Genomic DNA, 12,590 nt, shown 5'->3' on the forward strand with positions numbered 1-12,590 from the left:
GTGGCGGTCGGCAAGTCGACGACGGCGCGCCTGCTGGCCCACCTGCTGGCGCGTTTCCCGGACACGCCTCGGGTGGACCTGGTCACCACCGATGGTTTCCTCATGCCCAATGCGGTGCTGGAGGAGCGCGGGCTCACCGCCCGCAAGGGCTTCCCGGAGTCCTACGACCGTCGCGCCCTGTTGGACTTCGTCACGGCCGTCAAATCCGGGGCGCCCCGGGTGGAGGCCCCGGTGTACTCGCACACGGTCTACGACATCGTGCCGGATAAGAAGATCGTCATTGAGCGTCCGGATGTGCTCGTGCTGGAGGGGCTCAATGTGTTGCAGCCGGCCCCGCGGGGCCGGCACACCACCGGCAGCGGCCCGAGCACGCCGCGCTCGGCGCTGGCGGTCAGTGACTTCATCGACTTCTCGATCTATGTGGACGCCGACCCGGAAGACATCCGCCGCTGGTATCTGGACCGCTTCCTCACCCTCAAGCGCACTGCCTTCAACGACCCCGACTCCTACTTTCGGCGCTACGCCGCCATCCCGGACGACATTGCGCTGGCGGCAGCAAACGAGGTGTGGGAGAGCGTCAACCTGGCGAACCTGCGGGAGAACATCGCCCCGACGCGGGGCCGGGCCACGCTCGTGTTGCACAAGGACTCCGAGCACCATATGAACCGGGTGCTCCTGCGCAAGGCCTGAGCGGCCGGGCTCACCCCGGGAAGCGGCCCGGGGCGAGCGGGCCAGGACGGGATATGCGGGCTCCACGCCCGGGCCACGCCGCGTTCCCAGGGGTGAGACGCACTGTGACAGCCGAGCCGCGGCGTTCTACTGTTACGCGAGTCACCCATGCGTGCCCGCGTTTTCCCCCGCGCTCGGTCTTGCGCCGTGCCCCGGACACGCCCGCTGGAAGGAGCTTCTATGCGCCTTGGAATCCCTTGTCAGCCACCGGACCGCGCCCTGGCCGCAGCCACCCCGCAGACGGTCGAGCGGCTCGTTCGCCTCGGTTATGAGGTGGTGGTCGAGCGCGGCGCCGGCGAGGCTGCACGCTTCCCCGACTCCGGCTACGAGCAGGCCGGCGCCCAGCTCACGGACCGAGCCGAGGCCTGGGGCAGCAACGTCGTGCTCACCACTAACGCCCCGGGGGATGCCGAGCTCGACCTCATGCACCCCGGCGCCACCCTCATTAGTCGCCTCGACCCGGGCCGTCACCCCGACGTGCTCCAGCGCCTTCAAGACCGATCATTGACCGCACTGGCAATCGACACGGTGCCACGCATCTCCCGGGCGCAGAGCATGGATGTGCTCTCCTCGCAGGCGAACCTGGCCGGTTACCGGGCAGTCATTGAAGCGGCGGCGCACTTCGGTCGCCTGCTCAACGGCCAGGTGACCGCCGCCGGCAAGTTCCCGCCCGCGTCCGTCTACGTCATCGGTGCGGGCGTGGCCGGCCTGGCGGCCATCGGCACCGCCTACTCGCTGGGCGCGATCGTTAAGGGCACCGATGTGCGCCCGGAGGTCGCCGATCAGGTGAAGTCGGTGGGTGCCGAGTTCGTGCCCGTGCCCACCGCTCAGGAGGTCTCCACCGACGGCTACGCCAAGGAGATGACCGGCGACCAGGCGGCCCTGGCCAACGCCCTGTACGCCAGCCAGGCCGCCCAGTCGGACATTGTGGTGACGACGGCGAACATCCCCGGCCGCCGCGCCCCGCTGTTGCTGGATCGCGCCGCCATCGACGCCATGCGGCCCGGTTCGGTCATTGTGGACATGGCGGCCGCGAACGGCGGCAACACCGAGCTGACGGTTCCGGGGCAGGTCGTGACCACCGACGGCGGCGTCATCATTGTCGGCTACACCGACCTTGCCGAGCGTTTGCCTTCCCAGGCTTCCCAGCTGTACGGGCAGAACCTGGTCAACCTGCTGACTCTGCTCACCCCCGGCAAGGACGGCAACCTCACCCTGGACCTGGAGGACCAGGTGGTGCGGGCGATCACCGTGTGTCAGGCGGGAGAGCTGCTGTGGCCGCCGCCGCCCGTCGCCGTCTCCGCCGCTCCCAAGGCGCCGGCGCCCGCCGCGGCCCCGGAGCGCACCGCTGCCAAGGAGCAGCCCGACGCCGAGGCTGAGGCCAGCGCCCTGGCGCGTTCGCGTCGACGCATGAGCGTGGGGCTGGCGATTGCGGCACTGGCCGCCGCCGTACTCATCCTGATCACGCCCGCCGCGGCCACCAGCCACTACATTGTGCTGGCCCTGGCGATCATCCTGGGATTCCACGTCATCTCCAATGTGACGCCGGCACTGCATACGCCGCTCATGTCGGTGACCAACGCGATCTCCGGCATCATCCTGCTCGGGGCGATCTCGCAGGTCGGCAACGCCAACCCGCTGATCAGCGCGGTCGCTTTCGTGGCGATCACGCTGGCATCGATCAACGTCTTCGGCGGTTTCGCGGTCACCCACCGCATGCTCGCCATGTTCAGGAAGGACTGAGAACATGTCGTGTGCAGCCGTTCTCCCGCTGTCCCCCGCTTTGCCCGCCGTCCTGCCCGCTACCGCGGACAGCACCGTCGGGCTGACCCTGCCCTCGCCGGTGGCCCTGGCCTACATTGCGGCGGCGGTGCTGTTCATTCTGGCCGCCGCCGGGTTATCCCGCCACGAGACGGCGGTCGCCGGTAACGTCGCCGGGGCCGTCGGCATGGCGGTGGCGGTGGCGGCCGCCATCGGCCTGGCGCTCACCTCCAACCCCGGCCAGGGCGTCGTCACCACCGCCATTCTCATTGCCCTCGCCATCGGCATCGGAGCCGTCATCGGTATGGTGGCGGCCTCCCGGGTCGCCATGACCGGCATGCCCCAGCTCATCGCCATTCTTAACGGCCTGGTGGGCCTGGCCGCCGTGCTCGTGGGCTACAGCTCCTACGCCTCCCCCGATGCGCTCGCCGAGTCGCTGGGAGCCTTCCACCTGGGTGAAGTGTTCCTCGGCGTGTTCGTGGGTGCGGTCACCTTCACCGGCTCGGTGCTGGCGGCGCTCAAGCTGGCCGGGCGTGTACCCGGCCGCCCCATCACCCTGCCCGGCCGCAACCAGCTCAACCTCGCCGCGCTGCTCATCAGCTTGGCCCTCATGGTGGCTTTCATCCTCCTGCCGGCCGGCTCGACGGCGGCCTGGGTGTGCCTGGCGGTCATGACGGTCATCGCCCTGGTCCTGGGCGTGCACCTGGTGGTCGCGATCGGCGGTGGCGACATGCCCGTCGTCGTCGCGATCATGAACTCCTACTCCGGGTGGGCCTCGGCCTTCACCGGTTTCATGGTCAACAACGATCTGCTCATCATCACCGGAGCCTTGGTGGGCTCCTCGGGCGCCTACCTGTCCTACCTCATGTGCCAGGCGATGAACCGTTCCTTCGTGTCGGTGCTCCTGGGCGGCTACGGCACCGAGGGCGCCGTCGTTGCCCCCGCCGAGGCCGAGGAGGGCACCATCCAGCAGACCGACGTCAATACCGTGGCCCGCGCCCTCCAGGATGCCCGCCGCGTGGTCATCACCCCCGGCTACGGCATGGCGGTGGCGCAGGCGCAGTACCCCGTGGCCACCCTGACGGAGATGCTGCGCGGCGAGGGCGTGGATGTCACCTTCGGCATTCACCCCGTGGCGGGCCGTCTGCCCGGACACATGAATGTGCTGCTGGCCGAGGCCAAGGTGCCCTACGACCTGGTGCTGGAGATGGACGAGGTCAACGACGACTTCTCCGACGTCGACATCGTCCTGGTCATCGGCGCCAACGACACGGTCAACCCGGCGGCGGAGGAGCCCGGCTCCCCCATTGCCGGCATGCCGGTGCTGCGCGTGTGGGACGCCGAGCGGGTCGTGGTGTTCAAGCGCTCCATGGCCTCCGGCTACGCGGGCGTGCAGAACCCGCTCTTCTTCAAGGACAACACCTCCATGCTCTTCGGCGACGCCAAGGAGACCGTGGAGGCCGTCATCCGCGCCATGGAGTAACCCTGCCAGGGCCGCATGATTCCCCGGGGCGCTCGCACCTATGCGAGCTGGTCCCGCTCAATCGGCCAGCGCAAACAGTGTGCCCCGCCTGGCTCTCCAGGCGGGGCACACGCGTCAGGCCGCGAAGGCCGTCGCCGACACGCGTTGAAGCAGCGCTGACACCCCGGAGCAGGGGAAGAACCGGCGCCGGATAGCGTGAAATGCTGGACTTTCAGCATGTCCGCGACAGCACCAATGGAAGACGTATGCCCATCGGAGCCGGCTCCCAGCCTCAGCCGTTCAGCTGTCTGCCAACCATCGGGGGTCTGCGCTGAGGGCATCTCCCACCTGAAAAACGCGAAGCGATCATTGCCCATGGCGCCCCGAGAAGAACACGGCAACCACGGTATCGGCACCATGTTCGAGGTGATCGGCGATCACGGAGTCGAACGGCTCGGAGTCGGGAACCGCCAGAATCCTGGTGTCGCTGACATAGTGGTTGCGTTTGAAAAGGTCTCGCCCCTGGGGCGTGCCGAGGAAGAGTCCCACGGCGCGCGCCGCGTCGTCTTGGTATCACTCATCTCTGCCAGCTCCTGGAGTGCTGCTCCATCCAGTCGAATACCTGCGCATACGACGTCTCTAATATGGCACGGTCCTCCCGCCCCAGTCCGCACGCCACCACCGAAACCGGCACTTGTAACGCACCGAGACCGGCACTAATGACGTGCCGAAACCGGGCGAAGTTGCTAAGGGCCAGCTAAGTCTTGGCGAGCCGCTCAGGTTTCGGGAGGGCGTAGACCTGGTCATGCGGCGGCCATCCTGACCGGCTGACCGGATGCGGCCTCACCCCAGAGGATGCGGGCCAGACGGCGTAGCAACGCTCCGGACCGACGGCGACCGCCGGCATGCATCACAAGCAAACCCCCACGGTTGGACCGTCTGCCCCCGGTTGGACCGTCTGCCCCCGGTTGGACTGCCTGAGAACATGTCTGGGGCGGTCCAACCGCGCTTAAGTGGTCCAACCGCGCAATGGCGGTCCAACTAGAGTCGCCGACGACGCCCCTGGAGAAAGACCCCGACCTGCACCGTCCGTCGCCCGGCCGCCGGTTACCTCGCCGGTGGTCCCGGAGCTCTCAGGACCGGCCGACGCCTCCTGACAAGGACGCTACGCCCACCTTGACCCAACAACGCGGGCCGTGACAACACGAGCGATACCACAACAGCACCCGGCACGTCACTTGTGCCGGTCTCGGCACGTTACAAGTACCGGTTTCGGTACGTCATTAGTGCCGGTTTCGGCACGTCACTTGTGCCGGTTTCGGCACGTTACAAGTGCCGGTCTCGATACGTCATTAGTGCCGGTCTCGGTGAAGGGGCGGCACGAGCCAGGCGACCCGCACCGGGCCGCGCCCTTGGAATCAATCATCTAAGGCTTCACCGCCTCAGACACGTGTGTGCCCCGTCCGATCCTCCCGGGCGGGGCACACACGTTGGATACAGGCGCGTCTACACGGCCCGCACAGACGGAGTTACAGGGCGAGGTTGTCCTTGACGACGGCGGCCAGCTCGGCGGCCACCCGGTCGGCCTCATCCTGGTCGGCGGCCTCAACCATAACCCGCACCAGCGACTCGGTGCCCGACGGGCGCAGCAGCACGCGGCCGGTCTCCCCCAGGTGCTTCTCCGCGGCGGCGACGGCGTCCTGCACCGCCTGGTTGGTGCCGGCGGCGGACTTGTCCACGCCGGAGACGTTAATGAGGGTCTGCGGCAGGCGCTGCACGATGCTGGCCAGCTCGGCCAGCGACTTGCCGGTGCGCTTCATGCGCGCGGCCACGCGCAGGGAGGTGAGCACGCCATCGCCGGTGGTGGCGTGGATGGTGTCGATGACGTGCCCGGACTGCTCGCCGCCGAGCGTGTAGCCGCCCTGCAGCATTTTCTCCAGGACGTAGCGGTCCCCCACGCCGGTCTGGACAGTGCGGATGCCGTGCTCGCGCATCGCCAGGATGAGGCCGAGGTTGCTCATCACGGTGACCACGAGTGTGTCGGAGCCGAGGGTGCCGTCGGCCTTCATACCGACCGCCAGCAGACCCATGATCTGGTCGCCGTCGACGAGCTTGCCCTCGGCGTCCACGGCCATGCAGCGGTCGGCGTCGCCGTCGTAGGCCACACCCATGTCGGCGCCGACGCTGCGCACATAAGCCTGCAGCTGCTCGGGGTGAGTGGAGCCGCAGTCGGCGTTGATGTTGAGCCCGTCCGGGGAGGCGTTGATGGCAATGACCTCGGCGCCGGCGCTGCGCAGGGCGGCGGGGCCGACGCTGCTGGCGGCACCGTTGGAGGCGTCCACCACAATGCGCAGGCCGGACAGGTCCGTGGCGACGGAGTCGACCAGGTGGTTGATGTAGGTCTGGTCGGCGACCGTCTCGCCCTTGATGACGCGGCCGACGGCGGCGCCGGTGGGGCGCGCCAGGTCGGCGTTGAGGGCTGCCTCGATGCGGTCTTCGACGGCGTCCTCAAGCTTGTAGCCGCCGCGGGCGAAGAACTTGATGCCGTTGTCCGGGAAGGGGTTGTGGGACGCGGAGATGACCACGCCCAGGCTCACGTCCTGGCTGGCGGTCAGGTGGGCGATGGCGGGGGTGGGCAGGACACCGACGCGGGTGACGTCCATGCCGGAGGCGGCCAGACCGGCGCTGATGGCGTGGTCGAGGAACTCACCGCTGGCGCGGGTGTCGCGACCGACGACGGCGCGAGGGCGGCGGCCCAGCCGGTGAGGGGAGTCATCCGCGCCGACCAGGACGCTGGCTGCGGCACGGCCGAGGCCCACTGCAAGTTCAGGGGTAAGCAGTTCGTTGGCGAGTCCGCGGACACCATCGGTGCCGAAGAGTCGTGTCATGGGTTCCTCCTGTTGGGTAGACAGCACCCTCATCATTCCACGCCGACCTGTAACACGACGGCCACCTCCGTCAAGTGGGAGGTGGCCGCCGGTGAAAAGTGGGCGCGGGCCCGCGGTGACTCAGCGCTTGGAGTACTGCGGGGCGCGGCGGGCCTTGTGCAGACCGGCCTTCTTGCGCTCAACGATGCGGGCGTCGCGGGTGAGGAAGCCGGCCTTCTTGAGGGCCGGGCGGTTGGCCTCACGGTCGATCTCGTTCAGGGCGCGGGCGATGCCCAGGCGCAGGGCGCCGGCCTGGCCGGAGATGCCGCCGCCGTTGATGCGGGCGATGACGTCGAAGCGGCCCTCGAGCTCGAGGATGGTGAAGGGGGCGCGCACGAGCTGCTGGTGCAGCTTGTTGGGGAAGTAGTCCTCCAGGGTGCGGCCGTTGATGGTCCACTGGCCGGTGCCGGGGACGAGGCGCACGCGGGCGACGGCCTCCTTGCGGCGGCCCAGGCCCATGCCGGGGGCGGTGATGGACTGGCCACGGCCCTCGGTGGCGGCGGTTTCGGTGGTGTAGCTGGCGGGTGCGTTGTCCTCGTCCAGCGCGTCGATGTCGACGGTGGTCTCAGCCACGATGTGTCCTTTGCTTGTCGGGTGCCGAGCGCTGGAGCGCTTACTGGGCGATCTGGGTGATCTCGTAGGTCTGCGGGTTCTGGGAGGCGTGCGGGTGCTCCGGACCCGCGTACACCCTGAGCTTCTTGAGCTGGGCGCGGCCCAGCTTGGTGTGGGGCACCATGCCCTTGACAGCCTTCTCGACTGCACGCTCGGGGTGGGTGGCCAGCAGCTCCCGGTAGGAGACGGCGGTGAGGCCGCCCGGGTAGCCGGAGTGGCGGTAGGCGAACTTCTTGTCGGCCTTGCCGCGGGTGAGAACCACCTTGTCGGCGTTGATGATGACGACGTGGTCGCCGCAGTCCTCGTTCGGAGCGAACTGCGGCTTGTGCTTCCCACGGAGCAGGTTTGCAGCCTGGGCTGCCAGGCGTCCGAGAACGACGTCGGTGGCGTCAATGACGTACCAGTTCTTCTCGACGTCGCCGGGCTTCGGTGTGTACGTGCGCACGGGCGTTGCCTTCGTTTCTCTTGGCGGGCGGGCACGCGGACGCAGCGCGAGCGCTAGCATCCTGCGGGACCGCCATGGTCAGATGAGGTGGTCGGAGCACCGGCCGCTCGCGGCGAGTGGGATGGCACCACGAACGTATTCGCATGCTGCACGACGGCTCCCTACCCTACCGGCGGCATCCGGGAGGGTCAAAGCCGCTGCCCTCCCAGGCGCCGTGAAACCTGACACGCCGCGGCCGTCGGGGTCGAGGCGGCAGACGGGCGACGACGGCGCAACAGCGCTCAGGCATGCCGGCCACGCCGACCAAGCGCCGCCCCACTCATCGCGCAGTCAGTCGCAGCAGCCGGGTGCCCGCCGCAAGGTACGGGCCCGGGCCGCCTGCGCCGCCAGCTCGGCGTCGGGCGGGTAGGTCACTTCTTCCAGGGTGAGGCCGTGGGCGGGGGCCACCGGCGCGGCCTGGTCCCGGGTGCGGGCTGCCAGCAGCCGGGCGGGCCAGTCGACGTCGCGGCGCGCGCTCCCGACGGCGAGCGCGGCACCCACGAGCGAGCGCACCATGGAGTGGCAGAAGGCGTCGGCGACGACGGTGAGGGTGACCAGCCCGCCATCGGGGCCGGGGACGCCGGACGGCAGGCGCCGCCAGGTGAGCTCCTTGAGCGTGCGGATGGTGGTGGCGCCCTCGCGGGGGCGGCAGTAGGACAGGAAGTCGTGTTCCCCCAGCAGGGGGCGGCTGGCGGCCTGCATGGCAGCGACGTCGAGGGTGTCCCCCAGCCACAGGACCTGGCCGCGACGGGCCGGGTCGCGCGGGGCGCCGCCGGGGCCGCCGTCGGCGATGCGGTAGCAGTAGCGCCGGGTCAGGGCGGAGAAGCGAGCGTCGAAGGCCTCCGGGACCACGCGGGCGCCGGTGACCACCAGGTCGCTGGTGCCGCGCGGTGAGGCGGGGACGGCGGAGTGGGCGCCCCGGGCCAGCACCCCGGCCAGGCGATCCAGCAGCGCCCGCTCCGGGGTGCGTTCGGAACGCCCAGGCAGTGCCTCCCAGGCGGCGGTGGGCACGTCGACGTGAGCGACCTGCCCGGCGGCGTGGACACCGGCGTCAGTACGCCCGGCCACGGTCAGCCGCACCGGAGTGCGCAGCACCATGGCCAGGGCGTCGGTAAGCGTGCCCTCGACGGTGCGCAGGCCGGGCTGGGCGGCCCAGCCATGGAAGCCGGCGCCGTCATAGGCCAGATCCAGGCGCACGCGCACCGCGTCGGGGGGCGTGGGGGCGGCATGGCTCATAGACCCATGACACCACAGCCCGAGCGCTTCCTCCGCTCAGCGGCCCGCGGCGCAGCACGCTCGGGCCGCCCCACCCGCACGGCCCCGTCGACGTTTGACGACCTTGGGGTACGTTTCACGACCCCGGGGTGGTCGTGAAACGTACCCCAAGGTCGGATATCGCCAGGCGGAGCACCATGCCACCGGCTAGGAGCGCAGATCGACGGCGGTGGCACCGGGCCGCCAGGCACGCACATAGCGCCGCGCCAGGTTGCCTGCCAGCACCGCGGCGACGAGCGCCGCCAACACCGTCAGTGCTAGCGCGCCGACGGTAAACGCGCCGCTGGGCTCCCACAACGTGGCAAAGACATCGGTGCTGCCGGTGATCTTGCCCATGCCCATGGGGAGGATCTGGTAGGCGAGCACGCCGAATCCACCCGAAACCAGCAGGGGCACGCCCGCGCTCCAGGCCGCGGCGGCCGAGGCGATCCGGGGTCGGCCCAACAGGGAACCCAGCGGCGCCAGTAGCGCACCGAGCCCGCGGGCGTCGGTGGCGACCACCACCGCCAACGCCACGAATACGCCCGTGAGTCCCACAGCGGCGAGTGTGATCACCCAGTTGGCCTTGAGCAGGGTGTCCACGCCGGAGACGATCCAGTCGGAGCGGACTGCGACCACCGCCCCCGGGATGCGTTCACTGGCCAGTGTCTGCAACTGATTGACGTTCAGGTCACGACCGTCCAGGGAGACGAGGACGAGAGTCTGGTCATCGTTTACTGCGGCGGGGACGTCCACCACAGTGACATCCGCCAGCTGCGCTCCGGCCACGTAGCGTTGGCGCGCCGTGGTCAGGGTGACGCGCTCGATCTCCCCGGCGGGACATGTGAGTTCCGCAGCCGCCAGCGTGGCGCAGTTGGCGCTGAGCGCCACCACATTCTGTTGCAGCTCCTCGTCCTGGTCGGTCATGCCCACGCGAATCACGCCCGCGTTCTCAGGCAGGGCGGCCACGAAGGCGCGCGTATCCATCCCCGCAGCGCCCGTCACCTCCAGCACGCTGGTTCCAAAGGCGTCTCGGTTGGCCACCGAGCCGTAGTAGGCCGCCCCAAGCGAGCCGACCCACAGCTGCACGAAGCCGGCCATAATGACCGCGGCGCACACCCCGGTGGCCAGGCGCCTGCTGCGCACCGTCTGCCGCTGCAACACGCGGCCGCCCACCAGGCTGCCCGGGGAGCGACGGCGCAGGCCCACTCGCGCGAGCCCGGCACCGATCATCTGGGTGCAGGCGGTGATCGGCGCCCACGCGGTCACAGCCACCACGGCGCCGGCCAGCGTGCACAGGATCGTCTTCTCAGGCCAGTCGGGCCATAGCTGCGGCACGCTGACGGCTGCCACCATGGCAAACAAGCACACAGAACTAGCCAGGCTCCGATTGGGCTCGCCAGTCCTGACCCGGCGCCGCCCGCCCAGGCGGCGCACCGCGGCACGAGCCAGGATGAGCGCCAGGTTGACCACCGCCCACGCCGCCAGCAGGGCAACGATGAAACTCACCAAGGCGGAACGCGTATCGGCGGCCAGATAACGCGTGTCCAGGAACGGGATACTGATGTCCAGCAGGCAGGCGACCGCCAGCACCACCCCAGCGGCCGCGGCACCGATGAGCGTTGCCCACAGATGCTCAAGCGCATCCACGATCGCCATGTGACGGCGCTGCAGGCCGATGGTCATGAACATGAGCCCGTCGCGGCGCAGCGACTGCGCGCCCACACAGGCGCCCGCGGCCACAGTGATAAGCCCGGTGACTGACAGCGCAATGAGCGCCAGCGGCACTGTCTCGCCCTTAGAGGTGCCGTACAGGTAGCCGACACCATGGAGCGCCTCACTCTCGTACTCCATCGGCACCCCGAAGCCCGAAGCCGGGAACATCGCCTCGGCTTGCAGCGCATCGGGAGCCGGGCGCATGTACACCCGCCGCTCGGCAGGGCTCTCCAGGGCAGCCGGGTCGATGGTGCCGACCACCTGCCCATAGTTCAGAGCGGCGTCGCCGGTGAGCTCCGCGGCAAGCTGTGGGGAGACCACCGCCTGCCCGGGCTCCGGCCACTGCTCCACACCCGGCGGTAGCGGCGCGTCATCGGAGAGCGGCTCGATCACCCCGATCGTCACTGGGCGGTCATTGCTGCTGCTGTAGGCGTAGTAGTACAGCAGTTGGGCATCTTCTTCGGAGTCCACCAAGACCGGGGAAGCCGCAGCCGAACGCTCGGTACGCAGGTCAACGGTGGTGACAGCCAGGATGGCCCCGAGCGCCCCCATGCACGCAAGGAACGTTCCCAGCGCCACCACGATTGCGCCGGCGCGTGTGCCGGCGTGGGCATGCTGGCGCCGCAGTGCACGCGCCACCCCGGCCAGGCCCCTTAATAGCGCGCCGCTCACGACTGCGGCTCCAGGCGCCCGTCGGCCAGGCGCAGCACCGCGTCGGCCCGTTCGGCCACGGCCAGATCGTGGGTGACCAGGAGAATGCCGCAGCCGCGTGTGCTCGCCTGCCCCAGCAGCAGGTCCACCACCGCCTGCCGGTTGTCCGGGTCGAGGGAGGCGGTGGGCTCATCCGCCACCAGCAGTTTCGGGGAGTTGACCAGTGCACGCCCGATGGCCACGCGCTGTTGCTCGCCGCCGGAGTAGGTGCCCACGGGCCGCTCCAGTTCGGCCAGCCCGAGATCGCTCAACACGCGTTCGGCCCGCCCGCGGGCCTCGCCCGCGTCTACGCCTGCGGCCAGCGCGGGCAGCATGACGTTCTCCACCGGGCTGAGTTCGTCGAGCAGGTAGCCTGACTGGAAGACCATGCCAACGGTCTCGCGGCGTAGCCTCGAAGTCGCCCCGGACAGCCCGGCCTCCACCGCTTTGCCGGTCATGCGAATCCTGCCCGCGTCCGGCTTCAGCAGTCCCAGCACAATCGACAGCAGCGTGGACTTGCCGCTGCCGGAAGGACCCACAATGGCCACTGACCGCCCGGCGGGGACGGTCAGTGACACATCGCGGAGCACGCGCTGATCGCCGTAGGAGAAGTCCACTCCCTCCAGCGAAAGGGCTACATCATTCGCGACAGAAGCAGCAGAGTTTGCAGAATCCATTCCCGGAATCGTTCCCCTCGGTGGCGTCATTGCTCAGGAGCGGTTTCGCTCAGCCCAGCCCCCAGCATAATTCCCGCCCTGCGCAGATGACGCTGCCACGCGCATCCGAGAGCCGGAATTACCTTGCTGGCTAACGCTCGCAGTGGTGGGCGTGCCGTTTCCCGCGCACGACCGGCGCCCCCAGGCGGTAGCGTCGTGCCGTGACTACTACGACCACGCTCAGCGTCGACTGCGGCGGCGGCGGCATCAAGGCCTCCGTGCTCGACGCGGACGGCAAC

At 69.4% G+C, this 12,590-nt stretch carries 10 protein-coding genes and 1 pseudogene; 4 read left to right on the top strand and 7 right to left on the bottom strand.

Annotated elements, in window-relative coordinates; translation table 11 throughout:
• From coaA to RWX45_RS02310, 3 genes are all read left to right on the top strand, one after another.
• A partial coding sequence (gene coaA / locus RWX45_RS02300; protein ID WP_316022172.1) for a type I pantothenate kinase occupies positions 1 to 690 on the top strand: 690 nt, incomplete at its 5' end.
• Positions 691 to 909: 219 nt separating this feature from the next.
• The gene (locus tag RWX45_RS02305) at positions 910 to 2,472 is read left to right on the top strand and encodes a Re/Si-specific NAD(P)(+) transhydrogenase subunit alpha (RefSeq protein ID WP_316022173.1); all 1,563 of its coding nucleotides are present in this window, start codon (positions 910 to 912) and stop codon (positions 2,470 to 2,472) included.
• Between the two features lie 4 nt (positions 2,473 to 2,476).
• Positions 2,477 to 3,973, top strand: coding sequence for an NAD(P)(+) transhydrogenase (Re/Si-specific) subunit beta (locus RWX45_RS02310; RefSeq protein ID WP_316022174.1), 1,497 nt, complete (start codon positions 2,477 to 2,479; stop codon positions 3,971 to 3,973).
• A gap of 345 nt (positions 3,974 to 4,318) precedes the next feature.
• Here the strand turns inward: RWX45_RS02310 and RWX45_RS02315 are convergent, their stop codons facing one another.
• The 7 genes from RWX45_RS02315 to RWX45_RS02345 form a co-directional block, all read right to left on the bottom strand.
• Positions 4,319 to 4,501 carry a hypothetical protein gene (locus RWX45_RS02315; RefSeq protein WP_316022175.1) on the bottom strand — a complete coding sequence of 61 codons (183 nt, stop codon included), beginning with the start codon at positions 4,499 to 4,501 and terminating at the stop codon, positions 4,319 to 4,321.
• Positions 4,502 to 5,481: 980 nt separating this feature from the next.
• The gene (gene glmM, locus RWX45_RS02320; protein ID WP_316022176.1) at positions 5,482 to 6,840 is read right to left on the bottom strand and encodes a phosphoglucosamine mutase; all 1,359 of its coding nucleotides are present in this window, start codon (positions 6,838 to 6,840) and stop codon (positions 5,482 to 5,484) included.
• A gap of 120 nt (positions 6,841 to 6,960) precedes the next feature.
• On the bottom strand, positions 6,961 to 7,452 hold the full coding sequence (rpsI, locus tag RWX45_RS02325) for a 30S ribosomal protein S9 (RefSeq protein ID WP_316022177.1): 492 nt from the start codon (positions 7,450 to 7,452) through the stop codon (positions 6,961 to 6,963).
• Between the two features lie 40 nt (positions 7,453 to 7,492).
• Positions 7,493 to 7,936, bottom strand: coding sequence for a 50S ribosomal protein L13 (rplM, locus tag RWX45_RS02330; RefSeq protein WP_316022178.1), 444 nt, complete (start codon positions 7,934 to 7,936; stop codon positions 7,493 to 7,495).
• A 330-nt stretch (positions 7,937 to 8,266) separates the two neighbouring features.
• A complete protein-coding gene (gene truA, locus RWX45_RS02335; RefSeq protein ID WP_316022179.1) occupies positions 8,267 to 9,211 on the bottom strand; it encodes a tRNA pseudouridine(38-40) synthase TruA in 945 nt (314 codons plus the stop codon).
• Between the two features lie 186 nt (positions 9,212 to 9,397).
• The gene (locus tag RWX45_RS02340; protein WP_316022180.1) at positions 9,398 to 11,617 is read right to left on the bottom strand and encodes a hypothetical protein; all 2,220 of its coding nucleotides are present in this window, start codon (positions 11,615 to 11,617) and stop codon (positions 9,398 to 9,400) included.
• On the bottom strand, positions 11,614 to 12,312 hold the full coding sequence (locus tag RWX45_RS02345; RefSeq protein ID WP_316022181.1) for an ABC transporter ATP-binding protein: 699 nt from the start codon (positions 12,310 to 12,312) through the stop codon (positions 11,614 to 11,616). Before RWX45_RS02345 ends, RWX45_RS02340 begins: the two co-directional genes overlap by 4 nt.
• Before the next feature lie 200 nt (positions 12,313 to 12,512).
• Between RWX45_RS02345 and RWX45_RS02350 the strand changes: the two are divergent.
• Positions 12,513 to 12,590 (top strand): annotated as a pseudogene (locus RWX45_RS02350) (ROK family protein); the annotation flags it as partial.

This window comes from Actinomyces sp. MRS3W (assembly GCF_032465695.1).
Taxonomy (GTDB): Bacteria; Actinomycetota; Actinomycetes; order Actinomycetales; family Actinomycetaceae; genus Actinomyces.

Bases quoted from the DNA above. Each gene is read 5' to 3' on its own strand.
- glmM (WP_316022176.1), bottom strand. From the start codon at position 6,840: ATGACACGACTCTTCGGCACCGATGGTGTCCGCGGACTCGCCAACGAA.
- RWX45_RS02310 (WP_316022174.1), top strand. From the start codon at position 2,477: ATGTCGTGTGCAGCCGTTCTCCCGCTGTCCCCCGCTTTGCCCGCCGTC.
- RWX45_RS02305 (WP_316022173.1), top strand. From the start codon at position 910: ATGCGCCTTGGAATCCCTTGTCAGCCACCGGACCGCGCCCTGGCCGCA.
- truA (WP_316022179.1), bottom strand. From the start codon at position 9,211: ATGAGCCATGCCGCCCCCACGCCCCCCGACGCGGTGCGCGTGCGCCTG.
- RWX45_RS02345 (WP_316022181.1), bottom strand. From the start codon at position 12,312: ATGGATTCTGCAAACTCTGCTGCTTCTGTCGCGAATGATGTAGCCCTT.